Source organism: Bacteroides parvus, assembly GCF_017309675.2.
GTDB lineage: Bacteria > Bacteroidota > Bacteroidia > Bacteroidales > Bacteroidaceae > Bacteroides > Bacteroides uniformis.
Map to the genome: position 1 here is coordinate 1,473,686 of NZ_CP084680.1, position 26,091 is coordinate 1,499,776.

A 26,091-nucleotide genomic window follows, 5' to 3' on the forward strand; every position below is an offset into this window, starting at 1 on the left:
ATATGAGTGGTATGCTATGCAACGTTGGGGGGCCAAGTATTGGGTCGTATAAGTTCAGCCGTCCGAACACGCTCGCCTTCTGTCTGGCAATTCGCCAATATCTCATCACGCTTTTCGGTAGATATGATAAACGCATCGTTATACCCGGTAAGGACTCCACGATAAATGTTTATATCCCAATCTTTGAGTGGTGTACCAATAGATTCAATCTTACGCCTGATACTTTGTTCAATGGGAGACAATATCACCCACGGGATAGAATCTGCAAAGTTACACTTCACGCCTTGTTGCTGCACGAAATCGCTCAAATTATTCAAGCCATTCGAATCTTGTACCAAACAAGCTTGTGTGTTAAAAATATTTGCTGCTTTTTGAGATAAAAGAATATTTGCTTCTACCGTTATTGCATCGAATATTTTTATACCTGCAAAATCTACCAACATAATAGGATTGGTCTTGCTTGCGAAATAACCTCGCAAGGCTTCACCATACCCTGCACGCATCCATTTATTAGACGTGATATAGCAAAGAAAACCATTGGGAGTAAGCAGGTTCATACCCAACTCATAGAAGAGGCAGTAAATATCACCAGTGCGTGCATAAGTTATGTAACCCATGCATTCTAATACATCGGCACTCTTACCCATAGATTGTAACTGAATGTAAGGTGGATTGCCAATGATACAGTCAAATCCCAAGAAGTTGCCTTCGGCATCGAGTACTTCTGGAAACTCTATACGCCATTCGAATGCACCAAGATAAATTTTGTTGGAGCGTATTTCCTCAAATATATTTTCTAAAGTCGCAATTTCTTTCTTTAAATCGGCAATGCGCTTGTCCGACGCTTTCTTTTCCTTTTTTGTCGGTTCAAACAGTTGAGGCGCTTGTAAGTTTGCCAACTCAGAGCGGCGTTTGTTCAATCTAACCAATCGTGCATCCCGGCGGTTGATCTCTGTTTTCAGTTTCGACTTGATTTCTGTTATAAACGTTTCCAAATCCTGCTTTTCGCTTTTACTTTGGGCATTTTTATATTTAGCTACAGCCTCCTTATATTGGCTGATGCTGATACTAGACTCTCGCAGTACGGTCTGAATACTGTCTGTCAAAGCGAATCGGTGAAGCAAAGAATTTCCACATTTGATGTTAATGTCGATATTTGGTAAGGTTTCTAAATAAGTGTAATTACTTTCAGCCGTATAGTAAGCATTCTTCAACAATTCAATCCACAGTCGTAGGCGGCAAATCTTCACAGAGTTGGGGTTAATATCAACGCCAAATAAACAGTTCTCAATGATTTGACGCTTCTCCTTGAAAAGAGTTTCCTGCATGCGGCGACTTTCCGCATTGAGTGGGTTGTAAGCAAATAAATTACCTTCGGTATCGGTAACAATCAGCTCGTCATTTTCAATGGCAAGTTGATAGTCCGCTTTGCGGATACGCTTACCGGTAGCATCTACCAAAATACCTAATTCGTATTTCAAGAGTATCAGTTCATTGAGAGCAGACACAAGAAAGTGACCCGAACCAACAGCTGGATCACACAGTCGCAAACTGTTAATTAGTTCATTAGCTTCGACTATATTGTCAATATGGTTGTATAGTTCTATACGGGTGGTACAATTCCAGCCATAATAACCATTAAACTTTTGCAACACGGTCTTGGTGATTGCTTCACGGCACATGAACATAGTGATAAAGCCTGGAGTGAATACTGAACCATCCTTGTGACCATTTATTTTCTCGAATATAAGCCCTAAAACAGAAGCATTGATGAGTGTTTTAGCCTCTTCTTGCACTTCTTCACTGCCTTCGCTCGCAAAGTTATAAGCGTCGAGAAAAGCAAACAAATATTGCAGGGTGGGTAATGCGTTGACTTGTAGATTGCGTTTTTTATTTCGTAATACGCTACTCGCCAAGACAGGAAGTACCGTACGTTGTGAAAGGCTGTTTATCTTAATTGTTTTACTTTCCAAATCTGTCACCTCGAAAAGAGAACTGTTAAGATAGGGAACGTAAGCAAAATCACGCATAATGGAGTGTGTGCGGCTGCCCATGTCACGTGCAAGCACTTGGAAAAAGAGTGTGTTGAGATCATCATAGTCATGAATCTTAGTTATTGAAAGAAATTTATAGATTGCATCTCCATTGTGGTATTTCAACATCTGAGCCTCCAACAGTTTCAAGAAAAGGATACGATTCATCCAAGTAATACACAATTCCATTGCAACATTGAATAACCGTTCCTCATAATCATTCCCATACAAACTACCATTTATGTGACGCAAACAATCTTCTGCATCCAGTTGGTTAATAGTATTCTCTAGTAATGAAGCCTCGTCACGCCGTTCCACAGCTTTGCGTACAATCACGGTTTTATTATTCTCTTTGCGTTCCTCAATACCAATAATGTGTAGCAGCTCAGTGTAGAATCCACGGTTGAGCGAATTGCTGTCATTTTGGAACGATAGCTTCAAAAGATGTGTATCGCTGAATATCTTATAAAGTTCGATAAGTTTGCGTGAAGCGCTACCGTCTGTTCTATCAAGCAGGTGTTGATAGTCTTGTAAGTTGAAGTAAGTGTATTCAAGGCTATCTTTCACCTCCTCAATATAGGTTGTTGCAATTTCAGTATAGAAGAAATCGGTTTTGTTACTGGTTTTGCGTCCATCCACAAAGTCTTGAAACTCACGACGTAATTGTTTGTTCTGATAGAATTTGCGTTCAAACTCATGGGCATCAAAAATAAAGAATTCATGAATATTAGTAGCGATGAGATATTTAATATCATTGTTCTTCTTATTGACACGTTCTTTAAGATAGTATAGCAATAATTCCTGCAAAGCCTTACGATTAAGATTGTCATTAGAAATCATCTCACCTTTGTTGGTGGTACTCTTTACTTCAATCAATAACCCTATATTGGACTTGATAGTTTTATCCAATCGGATAGCCAAATCAATATCTTCTTCGGGAGCCATGTAGTATGGCTTGTAGAACGTTTCACTCAGAAAATTACGTAAATGTTCTTTTTGCGTGTGTTCTCTTTGCCCATCCACAATATTGTCTCTCAATGTGCGAAGGGCATTTTTGAATAAGTCAAAATCTGTTGTTTCAATCGCAACCTGTCTATATGCTTTGTTCAAAACTTGATTCGGTTTGAGTAGTCCCATAATGTTTGGTAAATGAGTTAATAAAATACAAAGGTAGTCTAAAAACTTGATAATAAAGAATGAACGTATTGGTTTAACGAAAGTTTGTTCTACTGCCAGCCATTATCAACAAACAATAGCAGCAGTAGATTTGACATGATTCTACTTATTATATTGTAATAGCCAGCCAAAGTAATCTTTTCACATCCGGATCTATCACAGGTTGGATAAGTTGTTAACCTGAAGGTAACCGACCTGATGGTATAGGAACAGGAAGAAGTCTGTAATCATGGCATTTACCCGGATAGAGAAGCCACATTTTTTATTGCCGGACTTCCGGCATTGCCTCATCCATGTGTGAAAAGGAGTTTTTTCTTTCACCACAACGTTCCTTTCACATACCCAAAGGGGGTAGTGGCTCCAGACCTGCTTCGGCTTTCTTTTTCCTTCCCATATGACAAAAACCGACTATCCATGACTATTCCTGCCAGTGTGCCGGTCGTGCTTGCCTCTCATGGTTTCTTCCCTTATATTCGCACTGATATTTAAACGAGTTGAAAATATGGAAATATGCTACATCGAGGCCGGTGTCCTTGAGAGGATGCTGGCGCGCGCCGAGAACCTGTCCGCACGTGTGGACAGATTGTATGAGAGAAACCGCTGTAAGGAACCCGGAGAGTGACTGGACGGCCAGGATGTCTGCCTGCGCCTTGACATCTCGCCGCGTACCCTGCAGACTCTCCGCGATACCGGACGGCTGGCGTTCACCCGCCTCCAGCGCAAGTTCTATTACAAGCCCGGGGATGTGGAGAAGCTGATGGCCTACGTCGGCATCAGACGCAAGGAGAAGGAGGTGAGAGAAAGAAGGAAGAACGGAAACCTTTAAAGAGCGGAAGAGATGGAAGGCATTATCGACAAGGAGAACGAACGTGTCCGCAGGTTCTTTGCCCTGCTGGACGACATGGAGAAAAAAGTGGAACGTCTTGCCCGTGACAACCGTCCTCCCTTCAACGGGGAACGGTTCCTGACCGACAGGGAGCTTTCCGGGATGTTGAAGATCAGCCGCAGGTGCCTGCAGGATTACAGGGACCAAGGACGGATTCCCTATATCCAGCTTGGCGGGAAGATCCTGTACAGGCAGTCGGACATCGAGAGGCTGCTGGAGGAGAACTATCACCCTGCATTGGTATAATATCGTATTTAAGTTTAAGGATTGTCGCCGGAATTGCATTTACGATTCCGGCGGCAGTTTTTATTTAGCCTGCGGCTTCCTTGCCGGCCGCGGGCTTTCTTCTTTCCATCAGCCGGTTCATGTCCGAGGATATCTTCCGGTCGGTGACCTGGGCGTAGACCTGCGTGCTGTCGATGTTCGTATGGCCCATCATCCTGGCGATGCTCTCTATCGGAATACCTGCGGTCAGTGTCAGGGTCCCGAACGAATGCCGGGCCATGTGGTAGGACAGGTTCTCTTTCATGCCTAATGCCACGCCCATTCCATGTACCTCATACCAGAGGACGTCGCGGACCGGCAGCGGGAATACCGGCCTGTCGTCATCCGTGGTGTTGTAAAGCTCCAGTATCTGTCCGGCTATGGGATGCAGCGGGATGAACGCCTCCACGTCCGTTTTGGCGCGGCGGATGCGGATATACCTTCTTCCTTCCGAAGTCGTTCCGATGTGACGGGGATGGAGAGCCCTCGTATCCGCGTAGGCCAGACCGGTCAGCGAGGAGAAGATGAACGTCCTGCGTGCCAGCTCCATCATCGGGTCGGGCAGCGGGGTTTCCATCATCCGCTTCAGTTCACTGCGGCTGATATGCCTTAGTTTAGGTGTTTCTTTCCTCTCGTATGCCACGTCCTCTATCGGATTGGCTCTTAGTATTTCCCGGTCCACGGCGATGTAGATGAGCCGGTTGAGCCAGCACAGGCAGTGGTTCACGTGTCCGTTCCTGTGTCCCAGCTCCTTCTTGAGAAAGACCTTGAACGATTCGGCGAACTCCTCGGTGATGTCCGAAAAGGCGATGTCCTTCATCCCGCGGGATTCGATGAACTGCCTGAGGTTGAGCTGGGTGGTCTTCGACTGGCGGTAGGTGGAAGTGGAGTTGATCTCCTTGGAGCGGACCCTGAGCCGTTCGCGTTCCACCTCTCCGGCCTGCAGGAGGTATTCCGGTACGGAATTGGCGCCTGACACGGTGGTCTTGAGCAGTTCGGCCGTGACCACTCCCTGGTTCCTCAACAGGTTCCCGTACGCCTCTTCCAACCGGCTGCGGAAGGCGGCAAGGCGGTTGTTCTCCCTGGCTGTTTTGATTTCACACTTCTTGCTGTCCCAGTCCCCGGGTTTGCAATAGACGCCTGTCGTGACTGCCGATTTCTTTCCGTCGATGCTGATCCGGCAGAGGACGGCGGTCGTGCCGTCCGATTTCACCTTGTTACGGTTGATGTAGAATAAGAGCTTGAATGTACTGCGCATGATAATGATTGTTTAGGGATTAAAGGATAAGTTTCAAATCGCGGGTTGCCTCGACGAACCTGTCCATGTCCTCGAACAGCTTCTTCGGGGTTACGCGCGCGTATATCTGGGTGGTCTTTATGTTGGAGTGTCCCAGCATTTTGCAGATGGTCTCTATCGGCACTCCCTCCTCGAGCGTGACCAGCGAGGCGAAAGAATGCCGTCCCATGTGGTAGACAAGGTCCTGGCTCAGCCCTGCCATCAGGCGCAGGGATTTCATATTGGCCCTGAGCGTGTGGTAGTCCTGCGGCGGGAAAAGAGTTTCGCGGGTATCGTCCCGGTATTTCTCAATCAACGCGACGGCTTCCGGAAGCAGCTTGACACGTCCGAGGTAGTCGGTTTTCTTTCGCTGGTATTTCAGCCAGAGGCTGCCCTCGTCATCCCGGAAGAGGTTCTTCCGGGTGATGCTTACCGCATCGGCATAGGCGGTGCCGGTGTAACAGGCGAAGAGGAAGAGGTCCCGGGTGATGACATGTGACCTGCGTTTTTCCGGTATCTCCAGATCACGCAGCTTCTCGAGATTCTCACGGCTGAGTGCTTTCGGTGTTGTCTCCTTCTGCTTGGGCAGCTTGAAGTGGCAGAAATGGTATTTCTCCGAGTGGCCCTCCTTGTAGGCGATGCGGCAGATCTTTTTCAAGATGGCCAGGTAGCCGCGAAGCGTGTCCACGGCATATCCCTTTTCCAGAAGGATGAAATCCTGATAGTCGCGGATGAACTGCTCGTTGAGCTGCCCGAAGACAAGGTCCGGAACCTTGAATTTCGCCTTGATGAATTCGGAAAGCGTGCGGTAGGTGAAGAGGTAGGTCGAGAGTGTGGTGGGCGCACGGTCCACACCGACACGGGCCTTCATTTCCCCGTTATGCCGGTCGAGAAGTTTGAGCAGGGTCATCTGCATGCCCGCATTGCCCTGGAACATGTCCCTGACCGCGGCGGCATCAAAATCCCTTTTTCTTTCCATGAGGGAATTGAAGGCCGAGTGTACGGCAAGCAGCAGTCTTTCTATTTTTTCATTGGTCTCCACCGCTTCCCGGCTCTTGCCGTTCAGCCGGCTCTCACGCGCGTTCCACAGCCCGGGGGTGCAGGAGAGCTTGCAGCTGAACTGCGCCATCGTGCGGTTGAGGGTGATCCGTCCCATGATCGGGGCTTTGCCGGTCTTGTCCGGCTCGCTCTTTTTCAGGTAGAGCAGCACCTTGAATTTTTCCACTTTCATAACGCTCTTTTTTAGGTTGTAAAAATACTCCTTTGAAAAGCGTCCTTTGGCATGCAAAACATTGAGAAACAGTGAATACAAATCCGCTTTGTTCTTATCGGTAAAAATTCGGTTACCTGCCGTCGTTTCCGAAACAGGCGGCTAACAGTCTGGTAACTGAAACGTCGCAATATTTTGTTTTCTTTTGCAGGTCTGTCTGTTCTGCAATTCTCGCAAAATGCTTAATTATAAACGTTTTACGTTTAATTATCGTCATTCTGTTTTTTATTGCATTTCTAAATATTACTTATGCCGCGAGACATACTTGGGCCACCATGGCTTACCACTGCGAGATACATCCCGGAATCATATCAGAAGCCATGGGGCACTCCTCCATCACAGTGACGGAAACCTATCTGAAGCCTTTCAGCAACAGAAAGATTGACGAAGCCAATCAGAAGGTAATTTCTTTTGTAAAAAACGAAGGATATCCAGTATAAAAGAGATTACTTCTTTTGAGGAAGTAGAGCAAACTTGTTGTTTCTTTTTTATAATCTTCAAACAAAGTTTTGAGGAACGGATTGATATCGACTTTACAAAAAAATTCCCAACGTAAGCAATAAACTGAAAGATAGAAGCTTTGATTGAAAATTAGGCACTTTTTCACTTCATAATTTCTATTGTAGCTTTTCTATGATGTTGGGGATTAAGACTATATATTATCTTTCCAATATCCTAACGGACTGATTTTTACTATTCTGAACAAAATCAGCCTATTCCCTCCTTATTCCCTGATTATTAATGAAATTAACAAGATTTCATTACCTGCGAAGTAACGGAAAATTTTAACAAAAAAATAAGAGAAAGTAATACCAAATATGCGAGATTATTCACTTTTTATTTTTTTAAATTTATAAATTTAAAGTTTTCAATTATGAACAAAAAGTTTCTAAGTGTGATCCTGTTCAGTGCCTTAATGACTGGTACTGCAGGAACGTTCACGTCTTGTAAGGACTATGATGATGACATCAAGGACTTGCAGGGACAACTGGACAAGAAAGCTTCACTTGATGAATTGAACTCTAAAGTAAGTGCTTTGGAGACTTCTATCGCTGAAGCCAAAACTGAAGCTTCTAATGCTAAAACAGCAGCACAAGAAGCACTGGACAAAGCTAAAGAAGCATTGGACAAAGCAGGACAAGGTGGATCTTCTTCTGAAGAAATTGCAGCCTTAAAAGCCGCTCTGGAGAAAGCGCAGGCAGACTTGCAGAAGCAAATTGACAAAATGGCCTCATTGGAGACTGTGGACAAGAAAATTGCAGATTTAAAGAAAGAGCTTGAAGGAGGCTTCGTTACAGACGAAAAATTACAAGCTTTGGCTGCAAAGGTTGATGCCCTGACCGCTGAGGTGGTTAAATTGATTGGACACCGTCTGACTAGTCTAGCTCTGATCCCGACTCAGCATATCAACGGTATTGCTGCTATGACTTTTACCACTTTGCAGTATACTCCTCAGAAGTATGAGGCAATGCCTACACATACGTCTGATCCTTCGGGCCACACTAACCGTCCTGTGTTAGACCACAAAGATGCCGGTACAGCCCGTTACATCGCTACTGAGAAGAATAAGGCTTATTTCCATGTAAGCCCGAGTGTAGGTGTTCGTACTCAAGATATCCTGACTCCGTCATTTGACTGCATCAAGTCTGAAAATATAATGACAAAGAATGCTGACGGTACAACAATTACAAACAATAGCCCGATCGAAGTTACAGGTCACAATATTGACAAGGAAGGTGTACTGGAAGTTACATTCAAAAAACATTCTGATTTCTTAGGTCAACAGCTCTCTACCACTAAGGAAGGCAATAAGGAGAAATTCTATATGGCTTCTTTGAAAGCTCCTATTTCTGCAGAAAACTATACAGAAGACGAAGCTAAGGATGTTGAAGCTGGTACTATTGATGGCGTTTATGTAAACTCTGAATATGCTCGTATTGAAGAGCTTATCAAATTGCCGTATTTGGCTAACAGCAGAACTGATTTTGGAAAAACCATAACAGGTGAATTCGCAGACGAAATACAGAATGATGGAAACGGTGATTTCTATGTTCACTATCATGACTCAGTATGTCTGTATGAATCAAATGCAAATGCTTTAGTTGACTATTACCAAGCTTATGACCAACCTCTTGATTTAAAGAAATTGGTAAAAGTTTGTGTTAGTGACAAAGCCAATGATCATGCCGCACATGAGGATTTGGTAGACTACAAGGACTATGGTCTGACATTCCGTTTCCGTCTGGCAGAAGCCGCTTATATTCCTGAAAACGACAATGACAACAAGACTGACCAACAAAAATTTGCAGAAATCGATTCTCCGATGAATGGTAAAATGTCTGCTAAAGTATATGACATCCCTGGATCTGCAACAGCCGTAGGTCGTGAGCCTATTGTTTGCGTAGAATTGATCGACTCTGTAAATGGCAATGCATTGGTTGCTCAACGTTACTTGAAGGTTAAATGGACAATGGAAGGAAAAGAACTGGCAGTTCCGTTCAACCCGGTATTGTTCTCTTGTACAGTTAAGAACCTTGTCGATACAGAAATGATGAATACCATGATTTACGACAAGGCTAAAGAAGGTGGTATGACAAAGAACGAATTCCATGCTATCTATACTGAATTCATTGTAGGTGAGGGAGCTGGTACAGCTGAAGATTTGAAAGATCCGGAAGAAGGCGTTGAGTCTCACAATATTTTGTGGACATTAAACGAAGAAGATCTTGGTGTGTTCTGGCCTGGTCAGCAAGAGAAGACGTTCACGAAGACTGTTATCTACAAAGATCCTAAGGGTATCAATGCTGATATTACCGTTGTAATGACAAGAACTGTCTATATGCCTGCTTTGAATGTATGGGGCCACATGGGTACATACTGGAAAGGTGAAAAGGAATATAAGATATTCAACATCAACCCGATCGTTTATGGAACCAAAGAATCTAATCCGGCATGGAATGTTGTTGACGGTACTAACCCGACATGTAACATCTATACTGACTTGTTGAACGGTTTCTTGGATGACAGAGGTGTGAAACCTACTGAAGGTGCTGCTGGCGCTATCTATTATACAGATAAGAATGTAGCTAATACGAAGTTCTATTATCCTGCTTTTGGTCCGATGCAACCTGACCACACTATGCCTGAAAATGCTAACGGCATTTACTATGCAGAAGAAGGCGTAAGATTCGTATTCGATAAGGCAAGAATCGCCAACTATACTTATATTTGGAACGATGGTACTGAAGTGAAGGCTGAGTTGAGAAACAATGATACAGAATTGTGGATTAAGGGAGAATTAGCAGCAACAATCGTAAATCACAAGGCTAACCTTTTGAACGCAGACGAGCTGACGTACAACATCAAGTTGCAAGAAGCTGTTCCTGATCATGCTGTTACAGATTTCACTAATCAACCGACAGAAGCTGCTAAGGCATTGGTTGGTAAGATGGTTCCCATCAACTTGGTTGCTGATCTCTGCAATAATGCAAAGAATGTAGGCATTGTTAAGCAATACGAAGCAAATATTATTGAGCCGTTGCAAGTTAAGAAGGGCGAAATCGACAACTTCGTTGACGCCAAGAACGAAGGTAGCTCAATTGATGTAACTGGTGCATTCACTTACTACTCTTGGAATGACAACAAGCAGATTGTGGAAAACACAACAGGTCTGCCAAAAGCATTGTATGACTTCTATCAAGTAAGAGAAGCTGTTTGGCCGTTGAAGGCTGGTTCTGACAATATTCTGGATGTTACTAAGATCAAGACTAACTTGAAACTGACTGACGGTAACTTGGAACCAGAAGAAGGTTATACAAATGGTAAGTTGCCTGCAAACATTGAAATCAGATATGAAGAAAAAGATATCGATGGTGACGGTGACAAAGAAAAAGTCTTGACTTATTACAACTATAGCGGTACTCCGGTTAACAAAGCTTATAAGCTGTTTATCCCGGTTGAATACGGTTATAAGTGGAAAACTCTCATCAATGTTTATGAGATTACTGTAGCTCCTAACTCTGGAACTCCTGGTACACGATAAGTAAAGATCGTTAGATACTGATATATTAAAGGGTATTCCTTAATGGGATACCCTTTATTGATTAAATAAAAACAGATGAAGATGAAAAGATTTATTTACTCTTCAATGCTCTTGATGGGTATCTGTGTGTTAGTAGCCTGTACCGGAAAAAGCAGTAGCCATCCCTTTGGCGGCACTTTTTTTACGGAAGAAGGAGTACGCTTTGAACTTAAAGCGGATTCAACCACACTTATCCAGTTTAACGACTCGCTGACTTATGAAGGTACTTGGCAAGTCTGTAAAAGTGCAGATAATTTGGAATATGCTACAATTGAGTTTGCCGGATATCCTGCTTACTATTTCCTGAAAGACGGAAAGCTCTATCGTAGTGAACGGGAAATGCGCAATGACGTATTGGGCAGAAGAATCAATTACCCAAAATGATATAAGCTAGATATTCCATACTAGAAACGGCTATTTCCATTTTCCTTCTTAGGAAAACGGAAATAGCCATCTTTGTATATATCGACAAGAAAGAAAGGAGCATCCAGTTCATACTCTTCGTTGCGTATCACATATCTTGTTGCCCAAGCAGCTTTAAACTGCTAAAGGCAGTACTTGGAGAATCAATGCCGACACCTTGTAGAAAAGGAAGACTGGAACCCTCATCTCTACAGCTAAGCCTATCAATACCTTCTTGTCTGTTTCATCCATTGACGGCTGAAATGAAACTTCTATGCCATCCGTCATGGATTGGTTGAAATGGTGGGAATAAAATGAAAGTGAGTGATGAGATACTCCAGACGTTCCATAGGATATTGCTGAAGCATAATCCACAATAATCGTGCGGCAAAGTCGGCAGTGCCTGTTACCAACTGCAGGTTCAACTGAAAAACGGGACGTGACAATCCTTTCGTTACTTTTTGGACGAGGCTGGTCTTGCCGAAACGTCGTGGACTAATAAATATCAGGCGATTTTCACTTGCAAGTATCTCTCTTACTCTTCCCTATTCCGATACTCTATCCGTAAAGTATTCACCGTCTACAATGGTACTGAATTTAAATGGATTATTCATATTGCGATTTTTTTCAATGCGACTTTTTTCGCAAATATAAGAAATATATTTGGGGGCATTCTGAAAGACTGGCTAAAATGAAAAATACATTATAAGCTTCTGTTTTTCTTCATTTTATTGTATATACTTGTAAGATAAACTCTTTATAAATAAATTGGAAATGAGCAGAAATGAAATTACCTTACAAGAGATGTTCTCCTCAGTCATCGGGGAACTCCGGGAAGGCGGCAGATGGGGGACAGCACACATCTACCAATCAGCGATGAATGCATTCTCGGCATTCACCAAATGGCAACCAATGCCCATGCGCAAGCTGAGCCCGACCGTACTGAAGAGGTTCGAAAACTACCTCAGGCAGAGGAACTGCAGTTGGAACACCGTGTCCACCTACATCAAGACGGTACGCTCAGTGTATCATCGGGCGGTGGACAGAAAGTACATACGGTATGTACCCAGACTGTTCGAGCATGTGTATACCGGCACACGGGCAGACAAGAAGAAGGCGCTCAAGGCATCCGACATCAGCAGCCTGGTAAGGGAGACGGAAAGGAGCCTGCAAGGAGGAACGCTCCCAAACGCACAGCAGAGAACAAGGATTTTCTTCGTACTCATGTTCATGCTCAGGGGCATACCCTTTGTGGACCTGGCGTACCTGCACAAAAGGGACCTGCAGGGGAATGTACTGTCTTACAGAAGGCGGAAGACGGGACGGGCACTGACCGTGTCACTCACACCCGAAGCCATGCAGATGGTCAGGATGGTGGCGGACAGGAACCCCGACTCCCCCTATCTGTTTCCCATCCTGCAGAGCGAGGAAGGTACGGAAGCCGCATACCGGGAATACCAGTCGGCACTCAGGGCATTCAACCAGCGTTTGGCAGTACTCAGGCAGTGTCTGGGAATGCAGTCGGCACTCAGCACCTATGCGGCGAGACATACCTGGGCCACAATGGCTTACCATTGCGAGATACACCCCGGAATCATATCGGAAGCCATGGGGCACTCCTCCATCACGGTGACGGAAACCTATCTGAAGCCTTTCAGCAACAGAAAAATTGACGAGGCCAATCAAAGGGTAATTTCTTTTGTAAGAAGTGGAGTGTGTACGGTGTAAAAGACGTTACTTCTTTTGATAGGATAGAATAGATTTGTCGCACATTTTCCGGAATCTTCAAACAGAGTTTTGAGGAACGGAATGGTGTTGTCTTTACGGAGCTCACATCGGTTCTATCAATATGCTGTTATTCAACCTTTTGAGCTGAAAATATACACTTCCATTTTTTGAAGGCCTCATTTCATTACTTTCCCATTGTCACTTTTCTGGACTTCCAATCCTCTTTCCAATATCCCAACGAACAGATTTTTACTATTCCAAACAAAACCGGTCTATTTTCTCCTTATTCCCTGATTATTAATGAAATTAACAAGATTTCATTACCTGCGAAGTAACGGAAAATCATATAACAAAACGGATATAGGAATGGAATATAAAATGAGAGATTATTCACTTTTTTATTTTTTAAATTTATAAATTTAAAGTTTTCAATTATGAACAAGAAGTTTCTAAGTGTGATCCTGTTCAGTGCCTTAATGGTTGGTACTGCAGGAACGTTTACGTCTTGTAAGGACTACGATGATGACATCAACAACTTGCAGGAACAAATCGACGGTCAAAATGGTCTGAGTGCCAAGATTACTGCTGTAGAGAGCTCAATCAGCAATTTGCAGTCTGCACAAAGTGGTTTGCAGAGTGAAATCGCTGCTGCAAAAGACGAGGCTTCAAAGGCTGCCCTTGCAGCACAAGAAGCTGCTATTGCTGCAGCAAAGGCTGAATTGGAAAAAGTCAAAGCCGAGTTGCAAGAGGCCGACAAAGCCGGTATAGCAGCAATAGAAGAAAAACTGGCTGAAATTTCAGGTAGAATCCAGACTTTGGAACAGTTCAAAACTACTACTGAAGCAACATTGGAAAAATTGGCAGCAGCAGATGTAGCTTTGCAGAGCAGCATCACTACCTTGAAAGCTGATGTCGCTGCCAATGCAGAACAGATTGGTAAGAACAAAGCTGCCATTGAAGCACAAATTGCCGCTTTGGATGAATATAAAGGAACCAACGATGCTGCCATTGCTGCTTTAAAAGCTGATTTGGAAAAATTGCAAGCTGGCGAGCTGACAGAAGAAATGGCTGCAAAAATTGCAGCACAAGTAACAGAAGTTGTAGGCGCTAAATTAGACTTGATTTCTGCTGCATTCAGTAAAGCTGTTACTCATGTAGAATTGTTGAATTATTCATTCGGCAGCAAAACTGACAATATTATTGAAGGTGAGCCTTCTATAATGGATTTGCGTACTGCTGAAGCTGTAGAAGACCGTGTGTTTGGTAAAGGCAGCTCCGACGAAGTAGAGGCAAATTCTTATGAAATCATTAATCAAAAGGAGTTCAAAAAAGGTGAAAGAGCATTCATCAGCGACTCTGTATTGATTCGTGTGTCACCGGCTAATGCCACCTTGACCGAAGGACAGATTTCATTTGTCAATTCTGCACTGGGCAATCTAGATGAACTGGTGACTGTTGAGAAAGTGGAGCAGTTTAAAGGCACAGTAACCACCAGAGGTGTATCTTCTAATGGTCTGTGGAAAGTCGTATTCAAGTTGAACAAGGATAACTATACAGAAGAGAATTTGCTGAAAGCTGCAAAGTTTGACTATAAGAGCGGCAACGCTGAAGACGAACCGGTGAAGAAACTGAAGGATATTCTCTACGCAGTAGCAGTAACAGACAAACCGGGCGACGTGGAACGTAGTGTGACAACCGGTTATGAATTGACACTGGGTTCTGTATATACACCGCAGTATGAACTGAATTTCAAGGTCAACGACAAGGATGTGAATGATCTGCGTAACCGTTTCCAGTATGCTGAAGATGGAACTTTAACTGCTGATGCAAGCAAAAAGCTGTTCTATGACTATAAATGGAATGTTGATAGAAACGGAAACCGTATAGAGGAAAACGGCTCTTATGTATCTATTGATGCTACTACTAAATATGGCACATGGAGAGACCAAGACCTTTGGAGGGGTGGCGATAACCGTGACAAAGAAGGTTCTAGCAAATCTTTCTTCTCTACAAAAGTGGGTGAAAAGTTTACCGTAGAATTGAGTTATAGTGATGAGGATATCAGTGGTATCTATGGTTTCTATGTAGTGCTCGACGCGCAACGTGCCGTAGAAAGTGCTCCGTCTGAAATCACGGCATGGAACTCTTATGAGGCAGATATCGAAGGACTGAATACAATTACGACAAACCGTAAGATTGAAATGTCTATCAATGCAGAGAAGGCTGATGGTGACATTATCGGTTTCCGCGTATATGCAGTAAATAATAACGGTTCTTTGGTTGACCCGGACGGTAAGGCATTCTATGTAGCAGTAGGCGACATCGATGCTATGACTACTACGTTGAAGGCTGATTACGTACCGGTATGGAATGCTCCTGATGGTGATTACGAACGTGATGTTGAGATTGATTTGGACGAAGAACTTCTGAAACTGTTTGAAGATAAATATAATGAATATGAGGAAGGTAATTTGATATTTGACATAGAGAATAATCCGAATGACAATGAAAATTTCGTCAAAAACTTCGACAGACAGGAAGGCAAGTTAGTTATTTCATTGAAGGGTAATTTGAATAAGTTCAAGGATAATGGTACTTATAAGATGTATTTCAACTTTACCGATAGTAAGAAGAATGTAATAGTTAAGAAAGTTGCCATTGAAATAACCAAGAAGATGCCAGAATTCCCTGCTGCATTCTCTGCTAAGGCCAACCAACTTGACAAAGAAGGCGCAAAGGTTGTTGAAGTAACAGAAGCTAACTGGAATACTACTATCCATAATCTGGGTACAGCATTCAATGGCGTTTCTGATCCTACCAACGCAATCATCGACTTCAACTATACATTCACTTGCGCAGAAAAGCAGATTGTATTCTACTCTGATAAGGCAAGTGCTGCTAGATATGGATTCTATCTCGATGTAAACAATGACAAGGATAAAGCAGCAGCTCTGTTTGCAGATAAACCAGAAGGAAAGATGTACGATGTAACCGTATCCTATAAGTACAGCAATGTTTCATCAGAAACGGCAGACTACTCTTACACTGTAAAAGCCCCGGCTGCCCAGAACTTCAAACTGAGACTTGTATGTGGTGAAGGTTTCACTTCTGAATGGAAGAACTTTGATGACAAGAAGAATCCAATTAAGGAATCCTTAATCTATAACGTTTCTGAAACAAGAATTGCTCTTGCTAATATTCTGAAGTTCAAGAAAGGTGATATAGATTACACGCCTACTTTTGTTGCTGCAAATATCAAAGAATGCCACTTGGCTTCTAACAATGTGGATGACGAATACTTTACTGTAACATTTGATGCGGTTACTCAAGAATTTGTATTTGTTTCAAGATTGGGACAAAATCCACCGACTTCTGATGTTATTGCAACCTTGAAGTTCACAATGGTAGACTTCTTCGGACACGAAAATCCTGAGGAATATCCATACTTCGTTATTAAGAAATAATTTTTTCATTCTTAGTAATTGATGAAAGAGAAGCCTAACTGAAAAAATAAGCTTCCGTACTTTATGAGGGTAGGAGAAAACAAAATTGTTTTCTCCTACTTTTTTCTCCCTACTTTGCTTCCACACTTCCACCCACCTCCTGCATCCCCCTGTCCATCGGCATTTACCCCGCTGTGGAAGTAACTCCCAAAAGTGGAAGCAAAATTTGCTTCCACCTATTCAAGACGCCATAGTTTTACCATAACTAGCTCATTCTTATTTTAATACATCGAACAAAGTTTATAAAACACTTGCACCAGTTTCCCCATACTTCTCCCCCCATCCTACCCATAAAATCTGCAATACCCATATCCCCCCTTATCTTCATCCCAAATCCACAACAGCCTCCTCCCCCTCCTCAGCATAAAAAATGCCCCCGTTCATTTCATTCTCCCTCCACTTTCCACTATCTTTGTCCCCGCGATGAAAAAGTTTGCCGACGTCATATTGCCTTTGCCTTTGCACAGCTGCTTCACCTACTCCCTGCCCGACGAGTGGGCGGATGAAGTGCAGACCGGTTGCCGGGTGGTAGTGCCATTCGGACGGAAGAAATACTATACAGCCATCGTGCGCAACGTGCACTATTGTGCCCCCACCGAATACGAAGTAAAGGAAGTGTCCGCCTTGCTGGATGCCCGCCCCATACTGCTCCCGCGGCAGTTCAAGTTCTGGGAATGGCTCTCCGACTACTACCTCTGCACACAAGGAGACGTCTACAAAGCCGCCCTACCCTCCGGTCTGAAGCTGGAAAGCGAAACAATCGTAGAGTACAACCCCGATTTCGAGTCCGACGTCCGCCTGCCGGAGAAGGAACAGAAGATACTGGATATGCTCTCTGCCGACCCGGAGCAATGCGTGACGAAACTGGAGAAAGAGACCGGCATCAAGAACATACTTTCTGTCATCAAGTCACTGCTCGACAAAGAGGCCATCTTCGTAAAGGAAGAATTGCGCCGTACCTATAAGCCTAAGACCGAAAACCGAGTGCGCCTTACCACTGCCGCCCGCAACGAACACCGCCTGCACATCTTCTTCGACGAGTTGCAGCGCCGTGCCCCCAAGCAACTGGACCTGCTGATGAAGTACCTGGAACTCTCCGGCTACCTCAGCGGACGAGATATAAAAGAAGTCTCCAAAGCCGAACTGCTGCAACGCACCTCCGCCACCCCTGCCGTATTCAACGGTCTTGTGGACCGTGGTGTATTCGAAGTCTACCAGCAGGAAATAGGCCGCATAGACAAAACACTCCTCAAAGAAGTCATCCCCGTCAACCCGCTGAACGAGCACCAGCAACGCGCTTATCACTCCATCTTAGAGAATTTTCAAAGCAAGAACGTCTGCCTGCTGCATGGCGTCACGGCAAGCGGCAAGACCGAAGTCTATATTCATCTGATAGAAGAAACCATCCGGCAAGGAAAGCAAGTGCTCTATCTCCTGCCCGAAATAGCTCTCACTGCACAAATCACAGAGCGCCTGCAACGCGTATTCGGCTCCCGACTGGGCATCTATCACTCCAAGTTCCCCGATGCCGAACGGGTGGAAATCTGGCAGAAGCAGCTGTCGGAAGCAGACTATGACATTATTCTCGGCGTCCGCTCCTCCGTCTTCCTTCCTTTCCGCAACCTCGGTCTCGTGATTGTGGACGAGGAGCACGAAAACACCTACAAGCAGCAAGACCCCGCCCCTCGCTATCATGCTCGCAATGCAGCCATTGTACTCGCCTCCATGTACGGCGCCAAAACTCTGTTGGGTACGGCAACCCCTTCTGTAGAGACTTGGCACAATGCCACATCCGGTAAGTATGGCCTCGTGGAACTGAAAGAACGCTATAAAGAGATACAACTGCCGGAGATTATCCCCGTAGACATTAAGGAGCTGCACCGCAAGAAGATGATGAAAGGTCCGTTCTCTCCATTGCTCCTGCAATACATCCGCGAAGCGCTGGAACAGAAAGAACAAGTCATCCTCTTCCAGAACCGCCGCGGCTTCGCCCCCATGATAGAGTGCAACACCTGCGGCTGGGTACCCAAGTGCAAGAACTGCGACGTCAGCCTCACCTACCACAAGGGGCTGAACCAACTGACCTGCCACTACTGTGGCTACACCTACCAACTGCCCCGCATCTGCCCCGCCTGCGAGGGCACTGACCTGCGCAACCGCGGCTTCGGCACGGAGAAAATAGAAGATGACATCAAAGCCCTTTTCCCCGACGCTCGAGTAGCCCGTATGGATTTGGACACCACCCGCACCCGTACCGCTTACGAGCGCATCATCTCCGATTTCCAGCAAGGCAAGACGGACATCCTGATAGGCACACAAATGGTGTCCAAGGGTCTGGACTTCGACCACGTCAGCATTGTGGGCATACTCAATGCCGACACCATGCTGAACTATCCCGACTTCCGCGCCTACGAGCGCGCCTTCCAGCTGATGGCGCAGGTTGCCGGACGCGCCGGACGGAAGAACAAGCGCGGCAGGGTGGTGCTACAAACCAAAAGCATCGACCATCCCATCATCCCGCAAGTCATTGCCAACGACTACGAAGCCATGGTAGGCGGGCAGCTTGCCGAACGCCAGATGTTCCACTACCCGCCCTACTACCGCCTGGTGTATGTCTACCTGAAGAACCGGAACGAGACCCTGCTCGACCTCATGGCACAGACTATGGCCGCCAAGCTCCGCACCGTCTTTGGCAACCGGGTACTGGGACCGGACAAGCCGCCCGTAGCACGCGTACAGACCCTGTTCATCCGAAAGATTGTCTTGAAGATAGAAACCAATGCCCCGATGGCCCGTGCCCGCGAATTGCTCGTCCAGGTGCAAAAGGAGATGGTAGCGGAAGACCGCTTCAAGTCGCTGATAGTGTATTATGATGTAGACCCGATGTAAATAACTCGTAACTATAGAAATATGAAGAAGATACTTTTCGTTTGCCTTGGCAACATTTGCCGTTCCTCCTCGGCAGAGGGAGTCATGAAGCATCTGGTAGAAGAAGCCGGACGTGCGGATGAGTTTTTAATCGATTCTGCAGGCATTCTGTCTTATCACCAGGGCGAACTGCCGGACAGCCGGATGCGTGCCCATGCTGCCCGCCGTGGATACAATCTGACGCATCTTTCGCGCCCCGTACGTACCGAGGATTTTTACAACTTCGACCTGATTATCGGTATGGACGACCGCAACATCGACGACCTGAAAGACCGCGCCCCTTCAACCGCCGAATGGAGCAAGATACACCGCATGACGGAATACTGTACAAAGTTTACCCATGCCGACCATGTACCGGACCCCTACTACGGCGGTTCCGAAGGTTTTGAGTATGTGCTGGACATTCTGGAGGATGCTTGTGCCGGGTTACTGCAGAGCATTTAATCCAGCGGCATTACATGATACAGTGTCCCCTGCCGTGACTTCTTGTTCGGTATTTCAAGCTTCTTGAGCGTCCGCCCGAATACGGCAACCTTGTTGATTGCCAGACGGTCCCGCGTCTTTGTCTGCAAGGCGGAAAGAATCTGCATGGGCATCATCCATTGCCCCTCCTCATCCTCTTCTGCCGCACGGAAATGGCTGTGGAAGAGTTGTTCCAGTGGGGTGCGCTGTTCAAATTCCCGGTTCGTCCGCTTCAAGATGGCTTCATCGGCATCATCCAGCCAGTAGCGCTCACCTTTGGCTACGGCATTCAGAGCTTGTGCATAGAGCTGGCGGTAGTTGATGGTGACATTCGTATCAATGGGGCCGGTGACCTCAATGCAGATGAAACGGCGGCTGCCACTGGGGTCTGACAACAAGTCCTTCTGGTTGCTGGTGCCGATGAAGGAGGCATACCGCCGCATCTCCCGGATGGTGCTGCCGTAGGGTTTGCGCAGGTTGGCAACCGGTTTCTGCAGCAGATGCTTCAGAAAGCCCTGCTGGTTGATGTTGATTTGGTCGAACTCGTCGATGTTGACGAGCAGAAAGCGTCCCAGGCTGCGTTCCGCTTCCTGCCTGCTCTTGAAGTCAATGCTGTCCGTATAGCCGAAACGCAGCTCCGGTGGCAGCAAAATGCGGCAAAAGGTGGATTTCCGGAACCCTTGGGAACCGACAAGCAGAGGAGAAGTATTGTTTCCGTGTTGCCGGTCCATTCCACGCCAGTGTGCCACCATGCCTAGGAACCAGCGGTAGAACAACTCCCGCCAATGAGGATTGTGGCACGGGACGAGGTCGGCCAACGCCCGGATGCGGTCTTTCCCGTCCCAGCGGCCGGTATCGTAAAGGTATTCTTCGACGGGATTATAGAGTGGCACATGGTCTGAAGTAAGGAAACGGTTGATGTCGCGGTCCCATACGCGGATACCCTCCTTCAGGGCATTCATGGAGACCGTACTGCGGGCACGCTGGTCAGCAGGCTTGAAATAGAAATGGACGGAGTCGCGCTGACGGTATTCCAAATCATCCAGAACGGTGTTGTAGCGGAACTCATACCGGCGGCCCATAAACTCTTCCAGCCGGAAAACGCTCTCCTGCTCTTGCGTCAGACTGCTCTTTTTCCCGAAGCCTTTAAGCTCTTGATATAGGTTATGAATCGTTTGACGAACAATGAATTCATCCGCTTCCCGGTAATAGTGCATCAATGTCTGGCGGACTACTTCCTCTTCGGGGATGCCTGCCTTGAAACAATGTTCGGCCAGAGGCACCAGCAGTATCCGTAAATCCTCGTCCCGTTTCCAGCCGTCCAATTCGCGAAATGCACGGTCAAGGGCCGATTCGAAGAGTATGGCGAAGGTGTCCGAGGCTTTACTGTCCGGATGCAGCCGCAACAGCGGGTTCTTTTCTGCGAGTTTTCGTTGCCGGAAGTTCTCTTCCTCGGGCATGCCGAGGGGTTGTTCCAAGCAGAAAGGCACAGCGGCAGGATTGTAGTAAGGATATCCATCCAGAGTCATGCGGCAACTCTGTGTAAGGGAAGGTTCTTTCAATGTAATGGCAAACGGCAGTAAGGGCTGGTAGCACTTCACCGCCATACGGTAGGCGTGGGCATGAAACAAGGCGGCATCGCTCTCCCGCTTCGGCGTTGTGCCGTCGGGCAGGGCAAACAATACCCATATCTTGGCACTCCGTCCGCTGGAACCGCAGAAAGCGGCAAAGGTCTGTGGCAGCAGGGCGGCTTGTCGCTTTACATATTCCGCTTCGGCAATGCCCGACAGACGGTTTACTTCCAGTTGTACGAGTCCGTTATAGTTCTTCATCTGCCGTTCTCCCTCTTGCGTACGGCTATATTCCACGGCAGGGTAGATGCGTGGCAGTTTGTCTATATGTTCGTATTGGGCGCAAGTACCCTCCAGTTGAGGAAGGATGGCCCGGAGGGTCGATACATGTCCGGCTTTGGTTTCGGTTTTCAGTTTTTTAATCAGTGCATCCGCTTCCAGGGTGCTGAGGGCTTCCTTTCCGCTCTCTTTTTCTGCTCTAATCAAGGTAATTTTCATTCTGTTTGTCAGCTTGTTTAAGTAAATATAATTCTCGTAAAGATACGATATCAGAAGGCGGAAAACAAGTATTCAGTAGAATAATTATTAAATAAATCCCTGCTTCCACAAACTATACAGCGTGGTATCGGAAACCTTTGGATTTCTTTTTTAAAACATAGGCATTCCTTTGTTTTTCTCCCTTTGTTTGTCTACTTTTGTATAGGGAATAGATGACGCCTAACGACCATGAACAGCTCTGCTTACGGCCATGAAGCAATCGCTTGACGACCGTAAGCAGAGCTGTTTATGGTCGTTAGGCGTTTCTATCCCCAAAGCTTTTACGGATGAAGTACGTAACCCGCACCTATTCCGCATAGGGCGCGAACGTATTGTACAACAACTTAAAAGACATTGAACTATGGCAATTTTATTCGATTGGTATGAGCTCCCGGAACCTAAAGACAAACAGCGGGAAGAAAAGATACTTCATCCGCGCATCCGCTTGAACGGCTCTACCAGTACTGCCGAACTGAGACGTCGGATTCAGGAACGCTGTTCGTTGACGAAGACTGATGTTTCGGCGGTGCTGGATGCCTTGTCGCACGTCATGGGGGAAGACCTTGCCGAGGGGCGGCAGGTGCATCTGGACGGTATCGGCTATTTCCATCCCGTACTGACTAGCACGGAGCCGGTGACCGCTGCGACCAAACGTAAAACCACCAAGATTAAGCTGAAGGGCATCAAGTTTCGTGCCGACCAGGTACTGAAGAATGAGATAGGCGCTATCAAAGCTAAACCACTGGGGCTGAATGAGCATTCCCAAAAACTGAGTGACAAGGAGATTGACAGGCGGCTGACGAGCTACTTCTCTACGCATCAGTTCCTTACGCGCAGTGATTTTCAGAGCCTCTGCGGAATGATGCGCTCTACGGCACAGCTTCATATTCGCCTGCTTCGCAGCGAAGGCAAACTCGAGAATGCAGGAAAACTGAACCAACCGATTTATGTACCTTGCACGGGGTATTATGGTAGAGACGAGTAGGTTACGGTAAAACAATAGCGTTTTGAGTAGGTGGAAGCAAAATTTGCTTCCACCTTTTTTTGTTGCTTCCACAGCAGCTCAAATGCCGATGGATAGGGGGATGCAGGAGGTGGGTGGAAGTGTGGAAGCAAAGTGATGGAAAATAAATTTCAGAGTGGATTTGTTAAAATCAAAATAGGAGGAAAACGTTTTATTGTTTTCCTCCTATTCATATTGTATCAAGGACTTCTCAGATTAAGAGAAGTAACTTGTTTCGGCTTATTTCAGTACTACAGGTACATTGACAGTCTTAGTCTTACCCCATTCATCAACAACACTTACTACGATGTTGCAAGTCAGTGTAGTAGCAGGAGCAGTAACATCGGCAATCGGAGTGAGTGTAATCTCATTTGTGAAATTAGCTGCACTTATGTTCAAATACTTCTTAGCTGTGTCATCCAAAGCTATAGAAACATTATCTACACCAGCTTTAGTAAATTTGTCAGCTTCGCTATTTCCGAAATATTCTACATTAGTCTTAGTAACACCACGGATTTCATCTCCCTTCAAAGTTATTTTTGCTTCTTCGTCAGCAACTGAAATTTCTTTAGGAGTACCTGCCACATACTTCTTGGCTTTTGTATCATACTTCACATAATCAAGTGTACCTTCGAATACAGCAGACTTGATGGTCAAGGTAAATTCATATTTTACAGTTGTCAAGTAAGTATTACCATACGGAGTGTAAATAGCCTTCAATGAACGAGGTTCGTAAGCACCACCGAAGTTACCAGTCTTATCGTCGGTTTTAGCAGCCACCTTATCTACAATGATGTCACCGGAGTTGGCAGCTTCAGCATCAACAATCCACTTATTAGCAGTCCATTTAACACCGTCTTTTTCATACTCTGCAGGAACTGTTTCTGAGAATGTAACATTTGTCCAGTCTTCTACACCAAACAGCCCCTTCAAGTTGTAATTGATCTTATCATCAACAGGAGTACCATAAGCTACAGCAGCGTTACCATTGAAGTACAGAGGCAGCGGTTTGAAATCATAAGAAGTAGCATCTTCTTTTACAATCAAAGTCAGCTTAACTGTATTCTTCGGGCTTGAACCATAAGTTACTTCGGCTTCGTAGGTTCCAGGGACCACCTTTGTATTATCTACTGAGTAAGTCAAAGTGTGCTTGTAATAACCGTTTGGTTTTTCCGTAGCATTGCCAGATACAATTTTGCCCGTTGTTGTTATAGCTTCCGCTTCAGTACCCTTTGCAAATACCACTGTGCCATTAGCATCCTTGACATCTACAGTAAATTTGGCATTACCAACCTCAATCTTATAAGAGCTAAGATCAGTAGTAGTATTATCAAACAAGCTAGTTAAATCGAATACCAATACATTCTTACTATTATCGGCTTTCAATACCAATTCTTGAGTAAAGGCATTTTCAATAGCAGGATTGATAAACTTAACGGAAATCTTCTTAGTAGCAGTAGGGTCAACTTTACCTGTAGCAGTCAAATACTTAACACTCACTACAACTGTCTTACCAGCAACTTCGCCCTTAATATTAGTTCCTGTAATCTTAGCCTTAGCAGCATCAGCAGCGGCTGTCTGGTCTGTATCGATGAAATATTTCACATCAATGACATTCTCCATATCAACGCAGGCACTCAAGTCAAAATCTTGATTGATTTCTGCTTCTACTGTTGCTTTTTTAACTGTCAAACTAGAGGCACCAGCCTTTGTTGCAGTAGCCGTTACATCATAAGCAGACAGTACTTCGTTGTCATAAGCATCTTTTGTTGCAATAGCAAAAGCTTGCCCCTTAACCTTATCAATTTGCTCAGTAGTAACACCAGCTGCAAAAGAAATAGCCATATTATAGATACCCTTATTGGCTGTAGCAGCTCTTGACAAAGGTTTTTCTGTCATATTGGGAACAGCTGCGTTCAAATTAAAGATAGAGAATCCTTTAGAGTCAACCAATTGGAATTTATAAACCGTTGCATCTGCAATTGTTGGATTTACTTGAGCGTTAAGTACGCCATTAGCTTCTTTAGTAGGCAACAAGATGTCACCTTTAGCAAACGGAGTACCATCAAAGTATTCACCTTTATCTGCAGCTACACCGTATACCAAATTAACAGTTGCACCTTCAGCAATTGTAGCATTATCATCTGCTTCTGTTACAGTAACAGCTTTAATGCTGGAAATAGCAGCAGCTCTCGGCAATACGATATCTTCGTAAACACCTTCTTTATTCGGGATATGGATAGTCAACTTAGCACCATCTTCTACATAGTAGATACCACCTGTAGAAACACCCAAGTCTTGCTTCTCGCCATCCTTGCCATATTGTACATAGATGTGGCCGTCTTCTCCTACAGAGAAAATCGGAGTCTCAGCAGCATCACCTGCTTCACCCTTCAAGTCTTCCAGTGAAATAAGGTCAATCCAAGTAGTGCCATTGTCATAGCTTACTTGGATTTTGTCATTGTTCACTGCAATTTTCGGAGTCACACCGTCTTTACCTGCTTCACCATTGGTAATAGTGTAGCTGGTTCCATTACCCAAAGTAACAACAATACCATTGTCAGTAGATGTCACGCCGGACACCCATTCGCCGCTTTTGATTTGACTCTCTAAAGCAGCAATAGCATCTTTGTTAGAGGTAATCTGTTCTTGTAAGTTGTCGATGTCATCATCATAGTCCTTACAAGACGTGAAAGTTCCTGCAGTACCAACCATTAAGGCACTGAACAGGATCACACTTAGAAACTTCTTGTTCATAATTGAAAACTTTAAATTTATAAATTTAAAAAATAAAAAAGTGAATAATCTCTCATTTTCATTCCCTTTCACATAGCTGTTGATTACATGATTTTTTCCGTTACTTCGCAGGTAATGAAATCTTGTTAATTTCGTTAATAATCAGGGAATAAGGAGGGAATAGGCTGATTTTGTTCAGAATAGTAAAAATCAGTCCGTTAGGATATTGGAAAGA

The 26,091-nt window shown here is 45.1% G+C and carries 16 protein-coding genes and 1 pseudogene; 11 read left to right on the forward strand and 6 right to left on the reverse strand.

Features of this window, described 5'->3' with window-relative positions; genetic code table 11:
- Positions 1-31: 31 nt before the first annotated feature.
- Positions 32-3,170 (reverse strand): annotated as a pseudogene (locus JXR92_RS05760) (type IIG restriction enzyme/methyltransferase); the annotation flags it as partial.
- Between the two features lie 661 nt (positions 3,171-3,831).
- On the opposite strand from JXR92_RS05760, the gene JXR92_RS05765 reads away from it, so the two are divergent.
- Positions 3,832-4,035 (forward strand): helix-turn-helix domain-containing protein, encoded by a 204-nt coding sequence (locus tag JXR92_RS05765; RefSeq protein WP_083810220.1) that lies wholly within the window; start codon positions 3,832-3,834, stop codon positions 4,033-4,035.
- 12 nt (positions 4,036-4,047) lie between these two features.
- Positions 4,048-4,341, forward strand: a complete 294-nt coding sequence (locus JXR92_RS05770; RefSeq protein WP_004311261.1) for a helix-turn-helix domain-containing protein — start codon at positions 4,048-4,050, stop codon at positions 4,339-4,341.
- Between the two features lie 64 nt (positions 4,342-4,405).
- Here JXR92_RS05770 and JXR92_RS05775 read toward each other — a convergent pair whose 3' ends face one another.
- Both JXR92_RS05775 and JXR92_RS05780 read right to left on the reverse strand, forming a co-directional pair.
- Positions 4,406-5,617 carry a site-specific integrase gene (locus JXR92_RS05775; protein WP_004311260.1) on the reverse strand — a complete coding sequence of 404 codons (1,212 nt, stop codon included), beginning with the start codon at positions 5,615-5,617 and terminating at the stop codon, positions 4,406-4,408.
- 19 nt (positions 5,618-5,636) lie between these two features.
- Positions 5,637-6,866, reverse strand: coding sequence for a site-specific integrase (locus tag JXR92_RS05780; protein WP_011203099.1), 1,230 nt, complete (start codon positions 6,864-6,866; stop codon positions 5,637-5,639).
- Between the two features lie 314 nt (positions 6,867-7,180).
- On the opposite strand from JXR92_RS05780, the gene JXR92_RS05785 reads away from it, so the two are divergent.
- The 3 genes from JXR92_RS05785 to JXR92_RS05795 all read left to right on the forward strand — a co-directional run bounded on the left by JXR92_RS05785 (position 7,181) and on the right by JXR92_RS05795 (position 11,370).
- The gene (locus JXR92_RS05785; protein WP_305764576.1) at positions 7,181-7,345 is read left to right on the forward strand and encodes a hypothetical protein; all 165 of its coding nucleotides are present in this window, start codon (positions 7,181-7,183) and stop codon (positions 7,343-7,345) included.
- 434 nt (positions 7,346-7,779) lie between these two features.
- A complete protein-coding gene (locus JXR92_RS05790; RefSeq protein ID WP_138346659.1) occupies positions 7,780-10,947 on the forward strand; it encodes a hypothetical protein in 3,168 nt (1,055 codons plus the stop codon).
- Between the two features lie 81 nt (positions 10,948-11,028).
- Positions 11,029-11,370, forward strand: coding sequence for a hypothetical protein (locus tag JXR92_RS05795; protein ID WP_008661937.1), 342 nt, complete (start codon positions 11,029-11,031; stop codon positions 11,368-11,370).
- Between the two features lie 302 nt (positions 11,371-11,672).
- Here the strand turns inward: JXR92_RS05795 and JXR92_RS05800 are convergent, their stop codons facing one another.
- Entirely contained in the window at positions 11,673-11,834 is a 162-nt protein-coding gene (locus JXR92_RS05800) for a hypothetical protein (RefSeq protein ID WP_005825763.1), read from the reverse strand.
- A 328-nt stretch (positions 11,835-12,162) separates the two neighbouring features.
- Here JXR92_RS05800 and JXR92_RS05805 point away from each other — a divergent pair, with 328 nt between their 5' ends.
- From JXR92_RS05805 to JXR92_RS05820, 4 genes are all read left to right on the forward strand, one after another.
- The gene (locus JXR92_RS05805) at positions 12,163-13,116 is read left to right on the forward strand and encodes a tyrosine-type recombinase/integrase (RefSeq protein WP_138346656.1); all 954 of its coding nucleotides are present in this window, start codon (positions 12,163-12,165) and stop codon (positions 13,114-13,116) included.
- Between the two features lie 434 nt (positions 13,117-13,550).
- Positions 13,551-16,580: a coiled-coil domain-containing protein gene (locus JXR92_RS05810; protein ID WP_138346586.1), complete on the forward strand. Its 3,030-nt coding sequence runs from the start codon at positions 13,551-13,553 to the stop codon at positions 16,578-16,580.
- Between the two features lie 462 nt (positions 16,581-17,042).
- On the forward strand, positions 17,043-19,508 hold the full coding sequence (priA, locus tag JXR92_RS05815; protein ID WP_117600986.1) for a replication restart helicase PriA: 2,466 nt from the start codon (positions 17,043-17,045) through the stop codon (positions 19,506-19,508).
- A gap of 21 nt (positions 19,509-19,529) precedes the next feature.
- Positions 19,530-19,991: a low molecular weight protein-tyrosine-phosphatase gene (locus tag JXR92_RS05820; protein ID WP_005825832.1), complete on the forward strand. Its 462-nt coding sequence runs from the start codon at positions 19,530-19,532 to the stop codon at positions 19,989-19,991.
- Here JXR92_RS05820 and JXR92_RS05825 read toward each other — a convergent pair.
- Positions 19,988-22,078, reverse strand: coding sequence for a BT4734/BF3469 family protein (locus JXR92_RS05825; RefSeq protein ID WP_206897531.1), 2,091 nt, complete (start codon positions 22,076-22,078; stop codon positions 19,988-19,990). The two genes, JXR92_RS05820 and JXR92_RS05825, sit on opposite strands and share 4 nt — an antisense overlap.
- Before the next feature lie 250 nt (positions 22,079-22,328).
- On the opposite strand from JXR92_RS05825, the gene JXR92_RS05830 reads away from it, so the two are divergent.
- Both JXR92_RS05830 and JXR92_RS05835 read left to right on the forward strand, forming a co-directional pair.
- Positions 22,329-22,475 carry a hypothetical protein gene (locus JXR92_RS05830; protein ID WP_206897530.1) on the forward strand — a complete coding sequence of 49 codons (147 nt, stop codon included), beginning with the start codon at positions 22,329-22,331 and terminating at the stop codon, positions 22,473-22,475.
- A gap of 3 nt (positions 22,476-22,478) precedes the next feature.
- Positions 22,479-23,102 carry an HU family DNA-binding protein gene (locus tag JXR92_RS05835; protein ID WP_117967131.1) on the forward strand — a complete coding sequence of 208 codons (624 nt, stop codon included), beginning with the start codon at positions 22,479-22,481 and terminating at the stop codon, positions 23,100-23,102.
- Between the two features lie 258 nt (positions 23,103-23,360).
- Here JXR92_RS05835 and JXR92_RS05840 read toward each other — a convergent pair whose 3' ends face one another.
- Entirely contained in the window at positions 23,361-25,949 is a 2,589-nt protein-coding gene (locus JXR92_RS05840) for a PL29 family lyase N-terminal domain-containing protein (protein ID WP_226791298.1), read from the reverse strand.
- Positions 25,950-26,091 lie beyond the last annotated feature (142 nt).